This is a genomic window from Paracoccaceae bacterium (assembly GCA_012103375.1).
Classification (GTDB): domain Bacteria; phylum Pseudomonadota; class Alphaproteobacteria; order Rhodobacterales; family Rhodobacteraceae; genus WLWX01.
Map to the genome: position 1 here is coordinate 3228910 of WLWX01000001.1, position 17616 is coordinate 3246525.

General features: G+C 60.9%; 16 protein-coding genes and 1 pseudogene. 6 read left to right on the forward strand and 11 right to left on the reverse strand.

What is annotated here, in order from left to right:
- Nucleotides 1–40: 40 nt before the first annotated feature.
- From GKR99_16530 to GKR99_16550, 5 genes are read left to right on the forward strand one after another with little or no spacing between them, the layout of a single operon-like run.
- On the forward strand, nt 41–769 hold the full coding sequence (locus tag GKR99_16530; protein NKB29063.1) for an ATP-binding cassette domain-containing protein: 729 nt from the start codon (nt 41–43) through the stop codon (nt 767–769).
- Nucleotides 762–1469, forward strand: coding sequence for an ATP-binding cassette domain-containing protein (locus GKR99_16535; GenBank protein NKB29064.1), 708 nt, complete (start codon nt 762–764; stop codon nt 1467–1469). The genes GKR99_16530 and GKR99_16535 overlap by 8 nt, the downstream gene beginning before the upstream one ends.
- The gene (locus GKR99_16540) at nt 1470–2333 is read left to right on the forward strand and encodes a branched-chain amino acid ABC transporter permease (protein NKB29065.1); all 864 of its coding nucleotides are present in this window, start codon (nt 1470–1472) and stop codon (nt 2331–2333) included.
- Complete coding sequence (locus tag GKR99_16545; GenBank protein ID NKB29066.1) at nt 2330–3361, forward strand: branched-chain amino acid ABC transporter permease; 1032 nt, start codon at nt 2330–2332, stop codon at nt 3359–3361. The genes GKR99_16540 and GKR99_16545 overlap by 4 nt, the downstream gene beginning before the upstream one ends.
- Before the next feature lie 2 nt (nt 3362–3363).
- Entirely contained in the window at nt 3364–4293 is a 930-nt protein-coding gene (locus GKR99_16550; protein ID NKB29067.1) for a 3-keto-5-aminohexanoate cleavage protein, read from the forward strand.
- 64 nt (nt 4294–4357) lie between these two features.
- Here the strand turns inward: GKR99_16550 and GKR99_16555 are convergent.
- Nucleotides 4358–4850 (reverse strand): annotated as a pseudogene (locus tag GKR99_16555) (transposase).
- Between the two features lie 156 nt (nt 4851–5006).
- Between GKR99_16555 and GKR99_16560 the strand changes: the two are divergent.
- Nucleotides 5007–5965 (forward strand): IS630 family transposase gene (locus GKR99_16560; protein ID NKB29068.1). Its coding sequence is split into 2 segments (ribosomal slippage): nt 5007–5348 and nt 5351–5965, totalling 957 coding nucleotides; the frame shifts between segments, so codons are not numbered across the junction.
- A gap of 87 nt (nt 5966–6052) precedes the next feature.
- On the opposite strand, the gene GKR99_16565 is transcribed toward GKR99_16560, so the two are convergent.
- The 10 genes from GKR99_16565 to GKR99_16610 form a co-directional block, all read right to left on the reverse strand.
- On the reverse strand, nt 6053–6223 hold the full coding sequence (locus GKR99_16565) for a hypothetical protein (GenBank protein ID NKB29069.1): 171 nt from the start codon (nt 6221–6223) through the stop codon (nt 6053–6055).
- A 200-nt stretch (nt 6224–6423) separates the two neighbouring features.
- Nucleotides 6424–7359 (reverse strand): EamA family transporter, encoded by a 936-nt coding sequence (locus GKR99_16570; GenBank protein NKB29070.1) that lies wholly within the window; start codon nt 7357–7359, stop codon nt 6424–6426.
- The gene (gene queG / locus GKR99_16575; GenBank protein ID NKB29071.1) at nt 7356–8405 is read right to left on the reverse strand and encodes a tRNA epoxyqueuosine(34) reductase QueG; all 1050 of its coding nucleotides are present in this window, start codon (nt 8403–8405) and stop codon (nt 7356–7358) included. Before queG ends, GKR99_16570 begins: the two co-directional genes overlap by 4 nt.
- A gap of 93 nt (nt 8406–8498) precedes the next feature.
- On the reverse strand, nt 8499–9164 hold the full coding sequence (locus GKR99_16580) for a glutathione S-transferase family protein (GenBank protein ID NKB29072.1): 666 nt from the start codon (nt 9162–9164) through the stop codon (nt 8499–8501).
- Nucleotides 9165–9231: 67 nt separating this feature from the next.
- Nucleotides 9232–9966: a monofunctional biosynthetic peptidoglycan transglycosylase gene (gene mtgA, locus GKR99_16585; GenBank protein NKB29073.1), complete on the reverse strand. Its 735-nt coding sequence runs from the start codon at nt 9964–9966 to the stop codon at nt 9232–9234.
- Nucleotides 9967–10111: 145 nt separating this feature from the next.
- Entirely contained in the window at nt 10112–10264 is a 153-nt protein-coding gene (locus GKR99_16590; GenBank protein ID NKB29074.1) for a hypothetical protein, read from the reverse strand.
- A gap of 202 nt (nt 10265–10466) precedes the next feature.
- Nucleotides 10467–15005 carry a glutamate synthase large subunit gene (gene gltB, locus GKR99_16595; GenBank protein NKB29075.1) on the reverse strand — a complete coding sequence of 1513 codons (4539 nt, stop codon included), beginning with the start codon at nt 15003–15005 and terminating at the stop codon, nt 10467–10469.
- The gene (locus GKR99_16600; protein NKB29076.1) at nt 15002–15433 is read right to left on the reverse strand and encodes a GFA family protein; all 432 of its coding nucleotides are present in this window, start codon (nt 15431–15433) and stop codon (nt 15002–15004) included. Before GKR99_16600 ends, gltB begins: the two co-directional genes overlap by 4 nt.
- Complete coding sequence (locus tag GKR99_16605; GenBank protein NKB29077.1) at nt 15430–15765, reverse strand: GFA family protein; 336 nt, start codon at nt 15763–15765, stop codon at nt 15430–15432. Before GKR99_16605 ends, GKR99_16600 begins: the two co-directional genes overlap by 4 nt.
- A 204-nt stretch (nt 15766–15969) precedes the next feature.
- Entirely contained in the window at nt 15970–17403 is a 1434-nt protein-coding gene (locus GKR99_16610) for an NAD(P)-binding protein (protein ID NKB29078.1), read from the reverse strand.
- Nucleotides 17404–17616 lie beyond the last annotated feature (213 nt).

Genomic DNA, 17616 nt, shown 5'->3' on the forward strand with positions numbered 1-17616 from the left:
TGCGCCAATTCATTGGCGCAGCCGTTTGGCCGGAAACCTCATGGCGATGATCCTGCAACTTGACGGTCTGTCCAAATCCTTCGGTGCCGTCACGGTGGCCGACGCGCTGGGCTATGATGTGCCAGAAGGGCAGGCCCTGGGTATCATCGGCCCGAACGGGGCGGGAAAAACGACGATGTTCAACCTGATCACCGGAACACTGGCCCCGGACGGCGGCGTGATCCGGTTTCAGGGCGAAGACGTGACGCGCCACAGCGCCGCGCGCCGTTGCCGCGCGGGCATGGCGCGCAGCTTTCAGGTGCCACAACCCTTTGGCGGCATGACGGTGTTCGAAAACGCGATGATCGCCGCCACACAGGCCGCCGGGCTTGCCGGGCACGAGGCTGAGCGTCATTGCCTTGAAGTGCTGGACCAGACCGGCCTGCTGGCCCGCGCCAACGCGCTGGCTGGCAGTCTGACGCTGCTGGACCGCAAGCGGCTGGAATTGACCCGCGCGCTGTGCGCCAAACCCAAGCTGTTGATGCTGGACGAAATCGCAGGCGGTCTGACCGAACGCGAATGCGTCTCGCTGGTGCAGACCATCAAGGACATCCATGCAAGCGGCGTGACGATCATCTGGATCGAACATGTGGTGCACGCCCTGCTGGCTGTGGTCGACCGGCTGATCGTCATCGATTTCGGCCGCAAGATCGCCGAGGGCGACCCGAAAACCATCATGGAAAGCCCCGAAGTGCAGGAGATTTACTTGGGGATCGAAGTCGATGCCTGACCCGATCCTCAAACTGTCGGGCCTTGACGCCCACTATGGCGACTTTCAAGCCCTATACGGTATCGACATGGTGCTGGCACCGGGCGAAGTTCTGGCCATCATCGGGGCAAACGGTGCTGGCAAGACGACGCTATTGCGCTCGATCTCGGGCCTGATGGCGAATGCGCCGGAACAGATTGCCTATCGCGGACAGCCAATCGGAAGCCTGCGCGCGGATCAGATCGCCGCCCTTGGCATTGCGCTGGTGCCCGAGGGGCGGCAGCTGTTCCCCTCGCTGTCGGTCGAAGAAAACCTGTTGATTGGTGGGCGGCTAGGCCGCAAGGGACGGTGGAGCCTTGAGGCGGTGTTTGATCTGTTCCCGGTTCTGAAGCAACGCCGCGCGGTGCCGTCAACCGAACTTTCCGGCGGGCAACAGCAGATGGTCGCCATCGGACGGGCATTGATGTCGAACCCCGATCTGATCCTGTTCGATGAAATCAGCCTTGGACTGGCACCCGTTATCATCAAGTCGATCTACGACGCCCTGCCGGGGATCGTGGGCGAGGGCATGTCGGCGATTATTGTCGAACAAGACATCTCGAAGGCGCTGTCCGTCTCGGACCGGGTTTATTGCCTGCAGGAAGGTCGTGTGTCGCTTGAAAGTGCGTCAGGCGATGCCTCGCGCGAGGCGATCAGCGCTGCCTATTTCGGGATCGACTAGATGGATTGGGTCAACGCCATCGTTCAAGGGGTTTTGCTTGGTGGGCTTTATGCCTTGTTCGCAGCAGGGCTGAGCCTGATTTTCGGCGTGATGCGGCTGGTCAATATCGCGCACGGCGACCTGATCGTGCTGGCGGCCTATCTGGGGCTGACAGTTGTCGGGCTGACCGGGATGCACCCGCTTCTGGCGCTGCTGTCTGTGGTGCCGACCATGGCCGCCATCGGTTATGTCCTGCAACGGGGTATTCTGAACCACACGCTGGGCGACGATCTGTTGCCGCCGCTTCTGGTGACATTCGGGCTGTCGGTGATCCTGCAGAACGCGTTTTTGGAAGGCTATACCGCCGACCCGCAGAAAATGAATGCAGGCGCTTTGGAGACGGCCAGCGTTCAAGTCGGGGGGTTAAGCCTGGGCATCCTGCCGCTGCTGACGTTTGGCATTGCGGTGGCCCTGATCGCCGGGTTGCAATGGATATTCTATCGCACTGCGCTGGGCCGCGCGTTCCGCGCCGTGTCCGACAATCAGGACATCGCGCAACTGATGGGCCTGAACCGGCGGCACATCTTTGGTCTGGCCATGGCACTGGCACTTGCTGTCACTGCCGTTGCGGGCATCCTGCTTGGCATTCGGACTAGTTTTGATCCGACGGCTGGCGCGGGGCGGCTGAGCTATGGTTTCGAAGCGGTGATCATCGGTGGCCTCGGCAACCTTTGGGGCACATTGGCAGGTGGCGTCATTCTTGGCGTTGCCCAAACCATCGGCGCAAAGATTGACCCGGGCTGGCAAATCCTTGCTGGACACATTGCCTTCCTAATCGTCCTGGCCATCCGCCCACAGGGCCTATTCCCGAGGGTTTCCGGATGAGCGCCAGCCCGAACCTTTCAGTCAGCCGTACGTCGCGCGCCGCGAAAGTTGCCGCCGTCCTTGGCCTGCTCGTTCTGGTCATTCTGGCGCTGGCCCCGTGGTGGGCAGGGCGCGCTAACATGCGCCTGATGGGCGAGATTTTTCTGTACCTCGCGCTCGCGTCTTTGTGGAACCTGATGGCTGGGTATGCAGGACTGGTATCTGTCGGGCAGCAAGCCTACGTCGGGTTCGGCGGCTACATGCTGTTTGCGCTGACCATTTTCGGTGGATTGCCCCCGCTCGTCGCTATTGCTGGTGCGGCGGTTCTGGGGGCTGCAATTTCGATCCCCGTCGCGTTATTGATATTCCGCCTGAGGGGCGCATACTTCGCCATTGGCACCTGGGTCATGGCCGAGGTTTTTCGGCTGTCCTTTGCCCAGATATCAGCACTGGGCGGCGGTTCGGGTTCGTCGCTTCCGGTGGACATCGTGAAATCCATCGCCAATTCACGCTCGATGCGGGAATCCGTCAGCTATTGGATGGCGCTTGGCAGTTTTATCGTCGTTATCGCCGCCGTCTATTTGTTCCTGCGCTCGCGCCGGGGCCTTGCGCTGACCGCAATTCGCGATAACGAGTTGGCGGCAGCCTCGCTTGGCATCGACATCTGGCGCACGAAATTCGTCGTCTACGTCGTGACCGGCGGGCTGACGGCGATGGTCGGTGCGCTGATCTTCCTGCAAAAGCTTCGTATCTCACCAGACGCGGCGTTTTCGGTCAACGACTGGACGGCTTTCGTGATCTTTATCGTTGTGATTGGCGGAATTGGCACGCTGGAAGGGCCGATCATCGGTACGTTGGTGTTCTTTGCCCTACGCGAAACATTGGCCGACCTCGGCACGATCTATTTGATGGTGCTGGGCCTTGTGGCGATTGTCATCATGCTGAAAGCGCCAAAAGGCCTTTGGGGGCTGCTGCGCGCGCGCTACGATCTGCAACTTTTCCCGCTTGGGTATCGGGTCAGCGGCCACACACCGGACAAGGAGACCTGAGCATGGCACGTCAGAAAACCATTATCACCTGCGCCGTCACCGGCGCGATCCATACACCAACGATGTCCGACACCTTGCCAATCACGGCGGATGACATTGCAGCCCAGGCGATTGCCGCCGCAGAAGCTGGCGCGTCAATATTGCACCTGCACACCCGTGACCCTGCAGACGGCCGCCCATCGGTCGCGCCGGAACATTACGAACCGTTTCTTGGCCGGATCAAGCAATCCACCGGCGCGGTCATCAACATCACCACCGGCGGCGCACCGACAATGCGGATCACCGAGCGTCTGAAGGCGGCAACCAAATTCAGCCCCGAGATGTGCTCGCTCAACATGGGGTCGATGAACTTCGCGTTTCACCCGCTCGCCGATCGCTACGAGACGTTCAAATACGATTGGGAGGAAGACTATATTCGCGGCTCGGAGGCCAATATTTTTCGCAATACTTTCGCTGACATCCGCGAAGCCGCCGAAACCCTCGCCCCGCACGACATCAAGTTCGAGCATGAAATTTACGACGTCGGGCACCTCTACAATCTAAAGTTCTGCATGGACTCCGGCCTGTTCAAGGCGCCGATTTTTTTACAATTCGTGATGGGAATCCTTGGCGGCATCGGGTCTGACATCGAGAACCTGATCTTCCTGAAACAGACCGCAGATCGCCTTTTCGGCGACGCGTATCGCTGGTCTGTTTTGGGGGCCGGTGGTGCGCAGATGCCGCTGGCCACGACGGCCAGCCAGATGGGCGGCAATGTCCGGGTCGGGCTTGAGGACAGCCTCTATATCTCACGCGGGACACTGGCAGAAAGCAATGCGCAACAAGTCGCCAAGATCCGTCGGATCGTCGAAGATCTGGGATGCGAAGTTGCCACACCGGATGAAGCGCGGGACATGCTTGCGTTGAAGGGAGGGGATCGAGTCAACTTCTGACGCCGATTTCAAATAACTGCACAGGGAGAACCAAGATGATGAAACGACTAGAGTCTGTTGACGTTCATTTGAGCCATAGGTCTGTGCCTGCGAGAGAGATGAATGCGGTGAAGCTGCTGTCTGTTTTGCAGGAGCGCGTTTCTAACCCTCTGTAATCTTTGATCTTCTGAAAGACGTTTTCGACCAGATGGCGCCATTTGTACATCTCTTGGTCATATTTGGCAGGGTGTTTGCGGTTCTTGCGGGGTGGGATAACAGGCGTAATGCCGTGCTCAGAGAGAGGTTTTCGCGACCAATCCGCGTCAAAAGCGCGGTCAGCCAGCATGTGATCTGTACGTAGGCTTTCGATCAATTCAGGCACACCGCGTATGTCTGGAGATCCACTTATCAAACGCATCCGGCAAATCTCGCCGCTGTGCGCCGGTTCGAACCATCCACAACACGGCTTCGACGAAAAGGTACGGCTCACGCCCGGTTTGGCCAGGATCGGATGTCCTCCCAAGGCAATGCGGTTCAATCAACCCCCATTGGGCATCGGTTAGACCGAAACGGATCAAGGCTGCTCTCCTGTTGTTTGCAACCTTGAATCAGAACTCGGATCAATTGGGAATCCTGAACGTCAACAGGCCCTAAAGCGTTTCGGCTTGAACCTGAATCGCGAGGGATTCCCTTGAGACCTGATCTGTGATTCATCCTGTTTGGGAGGATGGATCATGTCAGCACCTTTGCCATCTGCGCTTCGGATACGGTTTCAGAGATACATTGAAGAAGGGTTGAGCGGGCGCGCGGCGGCGTTGCGGTTGAAGCTGTCGCCTGCCACAGGCGCGCGGTGGGCGCGTCAGGTGAGGATGAAGGGTCATGCGGAACCTGCCCGGCAGGGACCGCCGCGCGGCAAGGGAAAGCTGGCTCCGCATCGGGAATTCTTTGAGGAGTTGATCGCACAAGACCCTGACATCACGCTCTTTGAGTTGCGTAATGCGCTGGCCGATGCAGAGGGTGTGCGGGTGCATCACTCCTCCATCGCCAACCTTCTGTCCCGGCTCGGCTTCACGTACAAAAAAAGTCGCTGGTCGCAACCGAGCGCCGCCGCGCCAAGGTAAGGCAGCAACGGGCCGACTGGTTCAGATACCGCTCGCCAGCCATTGCGACCTTTCCTGAGCGCGTTGTCTTTATTGACGAAACCGCAGTGAAGACAAACCTCACGCGCCTACGCGGCAGAGCCAAGCGCGGTAAGCGCCTGACGATGGATGCGCCCTTCGGAAGCTGGGGAACCCAAACCTTGATCGCGGGCCTGACCCAAGGCGCGCTGATCGCACCTTGGGTCATCAAGGGAGCGATAGATGGCCCCGCCTTCGCGGCCTACATCCGCGAAGTGCTGGTCCCCGAGATCAACCCCGGCACTGTCGTCATTCTCGACAACCTGGCAACCCACCGGAATAAGGAGGCGACGCAGGCTTTACGCAATCACGGCTGCTGGTTCCTTTACCTGCCACCGTACTCGCCCGACCTGAATCCCATCGAGCAGGCCTTCTCTAAACTGAAAGCCCATTTGCGACGGATCGGGGCCAGGTCCTTTACCCAGGTCTTCGAAGCAATCGGAGCAATCTGCGATCTCTACGACCCAGTAGAATGCTGGAACTACTTTAAGGCCGCCGGATATGTCTCAGGTTAATGTCGAAACGCTTTAGGAGGTTTTACGATGCTACACGTCAATGATTCGTGGCCGCTTCCCATGGCAGAATTTGAGAAGCCCCAGCACTCAAAAAGTAGTGTTGTGAAGGCAGGAAAGGCGCTTCGACAGCACATCGCCTCCGCCCGGTGTGAACATCGTCATCATCATGACCGAGCCGTCTGGCTTCCATTCGGCAAGTGCAGGCCCCGCCATCAGGCCGAGCGCCACCGTCGCGCCCGCAAGCATTTGTTTCAGCATGTGAATCCTCCCTAGGATTTTCGTTGAGTTACAGTTCAAAGGATTTGATCAACCGATTCTGATGCGTCTTTTCGGGGTACAACCCCTGATCGCGATATTCATCGGAGTGCATGACCTCTGCCCCTTCCGCGTCGGCTGGCCCTGAAAGCGGCGGTTGCAGATCATATGTCGAGCGGTTCGAGGTACTGAAGCAACGCCGCTCAGCCTTGCGGCGTCATGACTTTGCGGCCTTTGGCGCGCTCCAAACCCAACTGGCGTTCGCGCCAGATAATCAGCACGCCGGCCGCAACCACCAGCGTGGTACCCCCCAGCATGATCCCTGTTGGCACCTCTCCGAACAGGAAAAACCCGATCCCAAGCGCCAGCAACATTGACGCGTAATCGAACGGGGCCACAACCGACACATCGGCATATCGGTACGCGCTTGTGGCGAACATCTGCGCAATCCCACCCAGCAAACCGGCCCCGATCAGCAGCGCGGCTTCGCCCGATGTCGGCCAGACCCAGCCGAACGGCACCGTCAGCAACGACAAGCACGACGCCGTCACCGAAAACCAGAATACGATTGCATTGGTCGATTCCGTGACCACCAGTTTTCGCACAAAGACCTGGGCCAATGCAGCACAGATTGCACTGGCCAGAACCACCATGGCCCCCAACGCCATCCTATCGCCGCCCGCACTGATGTCACCCAACCGCGGCGACAGGATAATCAGCACCCCGGCCAGCCCCAACGCCACAGCGGTCAGTCGGAACGCCCGCACCTGCTCGCCCAGAAACATCGCCGCAAAGATCACCACCATCAACGGAGAGGCGTATTGAATCGCCTTCACCTCGGCAAACGGCAGCAAAGCAAGACCCGTAAAGCTAAGCCCCATCGCGGTCGTCCCGACCAACCCGCGCCAGACATGGGACATCGGTTCGACCACGCGCAACCCACCACGAATTCCGCCACGCAGGATCAGTGCGCCAAAGATGACCGGGATGGCGAAAAATGATCGGAAGAACACCGCTTCGCCCGGGGGCACCCGCCCAGATGCCGACTTGATCAACGCCGCCATGATCACGAACAGCGTCACCGCCGCCAGCTTTAGGGCAATGGCGCGAAATGGCTGTGCGGATGCGGCGCGGCTCATGTCACCTGCAACCGCGCAGCGGCCCAGCGCCCCGCATCCGCAACCACCCCGTCCTCATCCGCCGCCAGCGCCTGCGCCACCGGGATCAGCTCTGCATTGCCCGAGTTTCCAACAGCATAACCCACGTTGCGCACAAACCGGTTGCGCCCGATCCGCTTGATGGCCGAGCCTGAGAACATCGCCCTGAACCCCGCATCATCAAGCACCGCCAACTCCGCAAGTTTCGGCGCACGTAGATCACCGCGTGCGGCGTATTTCACATCGCTGGCCGCAACGGCAAACTTGTTCCAGGGGCAAACCGCCAGACAGTCGTCACAGCCATAGATCCGGTTGCCCATCAACGGGCGCAGGTCTTCCGCCACCGGACCGTCATGCTCGATCGTCAGATAGGAAATGCACCGCCGCGCATCCAGCTGGAACGGGGCCGGAAAGGCATCTGTCGGACATATATCCAGACAGGCCGTGCACGTGCCGCAGTTCTCGGATTCCGGCGCATCGGGCTCTAATTCAAGCGTCGTGAAGATCGCCCCTAGGAACATCCAGTTCCCCAGATCGCGCCCCAGAAGGTTGGTGTGCTTGCCCTGCCAGCCCAGCCCGGCGGCCTCGGCCAGCGGTTTTTCCATCACCGGGGCGGTGTCGACAAACACCTTGATCTCGGCCCCCTCAGCCTGATCGATCAACCACCGCCCAAGCCGTTTCAGCCGTTTCTTGACGACATCATGATAATCCCGGTTCTGCGCATAGACGCTGATCGCCGCCCGATCCCGCCGCTCCAGAACCTCCAGCGGATTATGATCTTGCGTATAACTTTCGGCCAGCATGATGACCGAGCGTGCTTCGGGCCACAGCGCGGCCGGATCACCGCGCCATTCCACCCGCCGCTCCATCCAACCCATCTGCCCGTTCTGCCCGGCCGCCAGCCAGTCGGATAACCGCCCGGCGGCCTGCGGTATCGCATCAGGCCTCGTAATGCGACATTTCGCGAACCCTTCTGCCTTTGCCTGATCTACAAGCTGCACTTTCAGCGCAGAGCGCTCTGATCCCATCATTGACCCAAAAATATCCTCGGGGGGTGTCCTTGGACGCGCCACTGGTCCGAGCGACAATGACGACAGCCAGACAGCCCCCAGCCGCCAACCTCAGAAATCAAGGTCAGCATAATGCGCAGGCGGCGGAAATCCCGGAACCGCATCGGCCAGCAACGACCGGAAGGCCGGGCGCGACTTGATCTTGGCATACCAGTCGCGCACACCGTTCACCCGCGTCCAATCCACGTCCGAGATATAATCCAGCGCGCTCAGATGCGCCGCCCCGGCGAAATCGGCCAGGCTCATCGCGTCGCCGGCCAGCCAGCGTCGCTGATCCAGCAGTTCTTCCAGATAAAGCAGATGGAACTTGATCGCCTTGGCGCCTGCCTTGACGTTGCCGCTGTCGGGATACCCCGCGCCGGTCAGCTTCTTGTTCACCCGCTCATAAAGCAGCTTCGACGTCACCTCGGTATGGAACGTGTCATCAAACCAGGAAACCAGGCGGCGCACCTCATAACGCTCCTTGGCATCGACCGGCATTAGCGGCGGGTTCGGATGGCGCATCTCGATGAACTCGCAGATAGGCGTCGATTCGGACATGAACTCCCCATCCGCCTTCAGAACCGGCACTTTGCCAGCCGGATTGCGGCGCATGAACTCGGGATCTTTCAGCCAGTATTTTTCCTCGACCAGTTCCACTTCGATCTTCTTTTCGGCCAGCACCAGGCGGACCTTGCGGCAAAACGGCGACAGCGGAGCGTGAAACAGGCGGATCATCGGCGGACCTTCGGTGATTGGTGTTGCCCTTCAATGCCGCGAAGCGCGCCGGGGTTCAATGGGCGGATCATCCTTCAAAGCAGGACGCGCGGCCATCCGCACGGATTGTGGCGGCCCCGTCGATGATTGCCTGCGCCCGGCGGCGCACAAAATCCGTCGGTTTCGCGGCCGAGCGCGTTTTGGGGCTGGGCAGCATCGCGGCCAACCGCGCCGCCTGCACTTGCGTCAGCTTGCCCGGATCGGTTCGGAAATATGTCCGGGCCGCGGCCTCTACCCCGAAAACACCTTCGTCAAATTCTGCGACGTTCAGGTATACCTCAAGGATGCGTCGCTTGGTCCAGATCAGTTCGACCAGCGGCGTAAGGCTCGCCTCCAGCGCTTTCCGCGGCCAGGATCGCCCCTGCCAGAGGTAGACGTTCTTGACCACCTGTTGGGACAGCGTCGATGCCCCGCGCCCGCCGCCCTCGGCCATCGCCAGACGGATCGCGGCCATATCGAAGCCCCAGTGATTGCAGAAATTCGCATCCTCGGCGGCGACCACACTGCGGATCATCATGGGCGAGATATCCTCGAAATTGACCCACTGACGGTCGACGCTGCCCAACCGCCGCGCCTCGGCCGCCATATAAGGGGTCCGCGACGGATTCACGACAGCGTAGAAAAGCACCGCCAACAGCGCCAGGGCGACACCAAGCAACGCGCCCCGAAACGCCCAGCGCCGCAGCCAGATCCGCAGCCCGCCGGTCTTCTTCTTCTGCCTCTTGCGCCCGCGCTTTGCGGCGGGCTTTTTCGGTTTTGCCATGATGGCAGTTTACACCGGGATGCCGCCTAGATGAAACAGAAATGGCCGATTGTGTTGAAAAACTCCGTTTTAGGGCCTGAACGATGATTTTTCTTTCCATGCAGCCCGATCCTAAATTTTTGGCGCGGGGGTCGGCCCAAATCGCCTACATGCGCTCACGCGCAGCCATGCGCTGTCTCGTGGTCAAAGCTTTCCGACTATTTCGCTTCATAGGTTTTCGCAAGAAATCCGCGACGCTCTGATTTCGGAGTTTTTCAACACAATCGGCCCGGAGCGGACGTTCACCGAGGCACCGCAAGCAGGGCGCGCGCCGGGCCGGTGGGCTGGCGCTGCGCCTTTGAGTTTGCATGATTTATGGCTCAGGTTTGGCCGTCAACTCGCTTGGAAGCGCCAAGTTCAGACCAGCGCCTGACCGGCGGGACCGGTCCGGCGCGCACCGGGCGCAGGGACAATCTGCGACCGTCCGCGCCTGGCGATTCCCGCCCCGCGCAATCTTTCCGCTACTCTGCTGGGACCGCCACCGCCTCATTGCCCAGCGGATGTGCGATATGCGGCAGCATTTCTATTGGGCAAACCTGCACGAAATGGCTGCGCGACTCGTCCCAATGCTGCAGGATTTCCGCGGCCTTGCGGCTACCGGTCTCTTCCAGATGCTGCCCGATCAGGTCTTTCAGCTGACTGGCCCAGTGGTCTTCGCTGACCGGGCAGGTCACCAGCGTTTCCATGTTCATCATCGGGGCAGAGGTCCCGTCAGGATCGTAAAGATACGCCATCCCGCCGGTCATGCCCGCACCGAAGTTTGCACCGATGCTGCCCAGGATCACCGCCACGCCGCCGGTCATGTATTCGCAACCGTTCGACCCACAGCCCTCGATCACCGTCGTCGCACCCGAATTCCGGACCGCAAAGCGTTCCCCGGCACGTCCGGCGGCAAACAGATGCCCCGCCGTTGCGCCGTAAAGCACCGTGTTGCCGATGATCGTGTTGTCCGCCGCCACCAGGGGCGAAGCCATCGGCGGGCGCACTACAACGGTGCCCCCACTCAGCCCCTTGCCGACATAATCGTTGGCATCCCCTGACACTTCCAGCTTCAGCCCCGGCGCCGCAAACGCCCCCAGCGATTGGCCCGCACTACCGGTCAGCTTGACCGTCAGATGATCCGGCATCAGCGAATTGCGCATCCCGAACCGCTGCACGATATGGCTGGACACCCGCGTTCCAATGGTCCGATGGGTGTTCCGCACGGCATAGCTCAGCTGCATCTTCTCGCCGTCTTCAAGGAACCGCCGGGCATCGCGCACAATCTCGCGGTCCAGCGTTCCGGGCACCTTGTTGCGCTTCTTTTCCCGGTCATAAACGATCCGATCCGCCCCATCGACGGTGATCAGCAGCGGGTTCAGATCCAGATCGTCCAGATGTGCCGAGCCGCGCGACACCTGGCTCAGCAGATCGGCACGCCCGATCACCTCGTCCAAGGACCGCGCGCCCAGTTCTGCCAGAATCTCGCGCACTTCCTGGGCGTAAAACCCGATCAGATTAACCACCTTATCCGCCGTTCCGGTGAACTTCGCGCGCAGCGCGTCGTCCTGCGTACACACCCCAACCGGGCAGGTGTTCGACTGACACTGCCGCACCATGATGCAGCCCATGGCGATCAGTGCGGCGGTGCCGATCCCGTATTCCTCAGCCCCCATCATCGCCGCCATGACGATGTCACGGCCCGTGCGCAATCCGCCATCCGTGCGCAGGGTGATCCGGTCGCGCAACTTGTTCATCGCCAGAACCTGATGCGCTTCGGTCAGACCCATCTCCCAGGGAAGCCCTGCGTATTTGATCGACGTCGCCGGGCTTGCCCCGGTGCCGCCGTTGTGGCCCGAGATCAGGATCACATCCGCCTTCGCCTTGGCGACACCGGCAGCAATCGTGCCGACCCCACTGGCCGCAACCAGCTTGACCGTCACCTTGGCGCGCGGGTTGATCTGTTTGAGGTCATAGATCAGCTGCGCCAGATCCTCGATCGAATAGATATCGTGATGCGGCGGAGGGGATATCAGCATCACCCCCGGCGTCGAATGCCGCAGGCGCGCAATCAATTCCGTCACCTTCATCCCCGGCAATTGCCCACCTTCACCGGGCTTGGCCCCTTGGGCGACTTTGATCTCCAACTCTTCGCAGTTGTTCAGATACTCAGCCGTCACCCCAAAGCGCCCGCTGGCGACCTGTTTGATCTTCGCACTCGGGTTGTCGCCATTGGGTTCGGGCGTGAAATGCGCCGGATCCTCGCCACCCTCACCGGAATCCGACTTTGCGCCGATCCGGTTCATCGCCACGTTCAGGGTCTTATGCGCCTCGGGCGACAGCGCGCCAAGGCTCATCCCTGGTGTGACGAACCGCTTGCGGATGCTGGTGATGCTTTCGACTTCCTCAATCGGCAGCGGCTTGCCCAGCGGTTTGAAATCCATCAGGTCCCGCAGATGGATCGGCGGGGCGGAGCGCATTTTGGCGGAATACTGCTTCCAGATTTCAAAACTGCTGCGCGTGCAGGCCGCCTGCAACATGTGCATCGCGGTCGCTTCCCAGGCATGCGTTTCGCCCGATTTCCGCGCCTTGTAAAATCCGCCAATCGGCAGGATGTCGGTGCCGCCCTGCCAGCCAAGCGCGTGCACCTCGGCCACCTTGCGTTGGATGCCGGAAACACCGATCCCGGAGATTCGGCTGTGCATGCCGGGGAAATATTCGGCGACCATGGCGCGGCTCAGCCCCACAGCCTCGAAATTCAAGCCACCGCGATAGGATGAGATGACGCTGATCCCCATTTTCGCGATGATCTTCAACAAGCCCTGGTCGATGGCATTGCGATATCGCGCCATCGCTTCGGTCAGGGTGCCGTCGATCAGCCCACGATCCACCCGGTCGGCAATTGAATCTTCGGCCAGATAGGGGTTCACCACCGTCGCGCCACAGCCGATCAGCACCGCGAAGTAATGCGGGTCGATACACTCGGCGGACCGCACATTCAGCGAACAGAAGGTCCTGAGGCCCTGCCGCGTCAGCCAGGAATGCACGGCACTGGTCGCCAGGATCATCGGCATCGCCACGCGACCCTCGCCCTGATCTTGATCGGTCAGGATCAAATGCCCCGCGCCCGACCGCACGGCGTCTTCGGCCTCCGAACGCACCCGCGCCAGGGCCGCATTCAGCGCCCCGGCCCCCTCATCAACGCCGAAGGTACAGTCGATGGTCGTGCAGGGCGCATCAAAGGCCTGAACCAGTTTGTCGAACTGCGCGTTCCCCACGAAGGGGCTGTCCAGCACCAGAATCTCGGTCTGGCTGGAATCCTCGTCCAGCACGTTCTTGAGGTTGCCGAACCGTGTCTTCAGACTCATCACCCGGTATTCGCGAAGGCTGTCAATCGGCGGGTTCGTCACCTGGCTGAAGTTCTGCCGGAAGAAATGGCTGAGCGGTCTGTACTTGGTGCTCAGCACGGCGCTGGGCGTGTCGTCGCCCATCGAGGCCAGCGTCTCTTTGCCGTCCTCGGCCATGGGGGCCAGGATCTGCTCAAGTTCCTCCAGTGAATACCCCGCCGCGATCTGCCGCTTGCGCAGCTCTGCGCCCGAGAACATCGGCGCTTCGGTCACGCCCGTCAGCGCGCCATCCATCTCGTTAATCCGCCCGACCCATTCACCGAACGGCAGCGCCGCTGACATCGCGTTCTTCAGGTCCGCGTCATGGAACAACGCCCCCTTGCCCATATGAACGCCGATCATCTGGCCCGGCCCCAATGCGCCTTTTTCGACCACATGCGCCTCATCCACCGGCACCATCCCGGCCTCGGACCCGGCAATCAGCATCCCGTCACCGGTCACAACATAGCGCATCGGTCTGAGGCCATTGCGGTCCAGCCCGGCGCAGACCCAGCGCCCGTCGGTCATGGCCAGTGCCGCAGGGCCGTCCCAGGGTTCCATGACCGAGTTGCAGTAGGAATACATATCCGTCCAGGGCTTGGGCAGATCGATCGCCTGCTTTGACCAGCTTTCCGGCACCATCATCGTCTTTGCCATTGGTGCCGACCGCCCGGCACGCACCAGAACCTCGAACACCGCATCCAGCGCTGCCGAGTCACTCGACCCCTGCGCCACGATCGGCTTGATATCTTCGGCCATATCGCCAAACGCCGAGGACGCCATGCGAATCTCGTGGCTTTTCATCCAGTTGAGGTTGCCGCGCAGGGTGTTGATTTCCCCGTTATGGGCCAGCATCCGGAACGGCTGCGCCAGCCACCATTGCGGGAAGGTGTTGGTGGAATAGCGCTGGTGATAAATGGCAAACGCACTTTCGAACCGGTCATCCATCAGGTCGGGGTAGAACTCGGCCACCTGCTCGGCCAGCATCATGCCTTTGTAGATGATCGACCGGCAGGAGAGGGAGCAGATATACAGTTGAGGCACCTGCGCCGCCGCCGCCGCCTTTTCGATCCGGCGGCGGATCACGTAAAGTTCCCGCTCAAACGTCTCTTCATCCACGCCCTTGGCGTTGGAGATCAGGATCTGCTCAATCTCTGGCCGCGTTGCATTGGCCTTGTCACCCAGGCAAGAGACATCGACCGGCACATGCCGCCAGCCATAGATGTAATAGCCCATGCGCAGAACTTCGGTTTCTACAATGGTCCGGCAGGTCTCCTGCGCCCCGAAATCCGTGCGCGGCAGGAACACCTGCCCGACGGCAATCAGCTCATCCGCGCGGGGTTCATGGCCGGTGCGCTTGACCTGATCATAAAAGAACGGAACCGGAATCTGAACGTGGATGCCCGCCCCATCGCCGGTCTTGCCATCGGCATCAACCGCGCCCCGGTGCCAGACCGCTTTGAGCGCATCAATGCCGTTCTCAACCACCTTGCGCGATTTGGTCCCGTTCACAGAAACCACAAGGCCCACGCCGCAGGACGAATGCTCATCTTCAGCGGAATAGAGGCTGTTTTCGTCCATAAAGGCGCGCCTGGCTTCCTCGGCGGCGGCCCAGTTGGGGTCAAATTCGGTCATCTTGTCTCTCCCTCAACATGGGCGTTCTTCGCCTCATACACTTCAGCCGTCGCCGTCGGGTGATCCCCCGTCAGCTGCACGGAGGCCATCGCGCGATCCACGTAAACCTCGGACCTCAGCGGTGCGTCCAGAACCGCGTCGAACAGCCCCGGCATCAGCTCGTAACTGCTGGCGTTCAGATCCCGCATCCACAGGTGCGACCCGCAGGTCGAACAGAACGCGCGTTCGGCGAACTCGGACGAGGCATAGTGCGTCACCGGCCCCTCGATCGTCACACCGCCCGCGTCCGCCTCAAAGCACAGGAACAGCCCGCCGGACCAGCGCTGGCACATCCGGCAGTGGCACGCACCTGGGCGCGGGTCGTGGTGGCCCGCCACCCGGATCGTCACCGCGCCGCACAGGCAGTGTCCCTGGATCGTGTCACTCATCCCTCATCTCCGAACAGCGCTTCAACCTCGGCCTGTGTCATGCCCGGCAGGTCACCGGCAAAGCGATATCCGCCGGGTCGCTTGTCCACAAAAAGCTCGTTGTTCAGGGTCAACCCGCCCGCATCGGCAAACAATCCGCTGGCAACATGGTGCATGTCAAAATGCTGGCCCGGTGCCGTCACTCGGTAATACAGCGACGACCCGCACTCATCGCACCAGGCCCGTTCCGCCCAGTCCGAGGTTGCGCGTTTGCGCACTGGTCCGGTCGCCTCAAAGTTGCCGGGGTCCGCCTTGAACGACATCAGCGCCGTGCCCGTCCAGGCGCGACACATATCGCAATGGCAAACGTGCATACTGTCGCCCAGCGGCGTTGCGGTCACGCGCACCGCGCCACACAGGCAGGACCCGTAAAGTTTTGATTCAGCCATCGTCTTGCCTCCTCCGCTTGTTGGTCAGTAAGGCTGACACATTGCCATCGCCGGAACCGGTTCCGATCATATGCGAGTCATATGAAACCCATATGTCGGTCATATCGCTCATTCAGCAGCCATCTGCGCTGCATCGTTCAGCCGATTCAGGATCGCCTCGGCCGCTTCGCGCCCGTCACGGATCGCCCAGACGACCAGACTGGCACCGCGCACGATATCGCCCACGGCATAGACCCTCGGCAGGCTGGTTTCATGGCTTTGAAAGTCGGCCAGAACCGTGCCCCAGCGTGTCACTTCCAGCCCCTCGGTGCCCCACAGGGCAGGCAAGTCTTCGGGTTCAAACCCCAGCGCCTTGATCACCAGATCGGCGCCTTCAACGTAATCCGCCCCTTCGATCAACTCCGGCGCCTGTCGCCCGCTGGCATCCGGCGCGCCAAGGCGCATTTTCTGCACCATCACGCCCTCGACCGGGTCGCCAGAGAAACCCTTGGGCGCGCTCAGCCAGACGAACTCGACGCCTTCCTCCTCGGCATTCTGCACCTCGCGCTGGCTGCCCGGCATGTTGGCCTGGTCACGCCGATAGAGGCACTTCACACTGGTCGCGCCCTGCCGCACCGCGGTGCGCACACAGTCCATTGCGGTGTCACCGCCACCGATCACGACCACCCGCTTGCCACCGGCGTTTAATGAGCCATCGACGAATTCCGGCACCTCGTCCCCGAAGCTTTTGCGGTTCGACACGGTCAAGTAATCAATCGCCCGAACCACGCCATCGGCCCTGACACCGGGCGCGGGCAGATCGCGCGATTTGTAGACGCCAGTGGCGATAATCACTGCGGAATGCGCCGCGCGAATGTCTTGGAACGACCGATCCACGCCCACATTGCAATCCAGCTCAAACGTCACGCCGCCCGCTTCCAGCTGATCAATCCGGCGCATGACGATGTCTTTTTCCAGCTTGAAACCGGGGATGCCATAGGTCAGCAGCCCGCCGGCGCGATCATAGCGGTCGTAAACCGTGACCTGCACGCCCGCGCGGCGCAGCATATCCGCCGCCGCCAGCCCACCGGGGCCAGCGCCGATGATGCCGACGCTTTCCTCACGCTCGACCTGCGGGGCAATCGCGGGCACCCAGCCTTCATCGAAGGCGGTATCGGTCAGATACTTCTCGACCGAGCCGATGGTGACGGTGCCATGCCCGGATTGTTCGATCACACAATTGCCTTCGCACAGGCGATCCTGCGGGCAGATGCGTCCGCAAATCTCGGGGAAAGTATTCGTGGCCTGCGACAGGTCATAAGCCTCGCGCAGCCGCCCCTGCGCAGTCAGGCGCAGCCAGTCGGGGATGTTGTTGTGCAGCGGGCAATGCGTCTGGCAATAGGGCACGCCGCACTGGCTGCACCGACCCGCCTGTTCAGCCGCTTTTTCGGTCGCGTACTCACCATAAATCTCGCGGAAATCCGTGCGGCGCAGATTCGGCATCCGCTTTTCCGGCATGTCCCGGCTTACCGAGATAAACTTGAGCATCTGTGTATCAGCCATAATCCGAGTCACACTTTCCCTGTCCCGCGAAGGCACTGTTTACGAACTGTGACTCCGATTGAAAATCAGAATGTATGACCTAATTAAAGAAACAACGCACGTGCCGTGACATATTCAGGGCGTCACCGGCTTTTTTAGGTCCAAACCGGACCTAATTCTCAGCTTTCCTTTCGGAATCCAATCATTAGGTTAGGCCGCGATCCCACCCCGCCA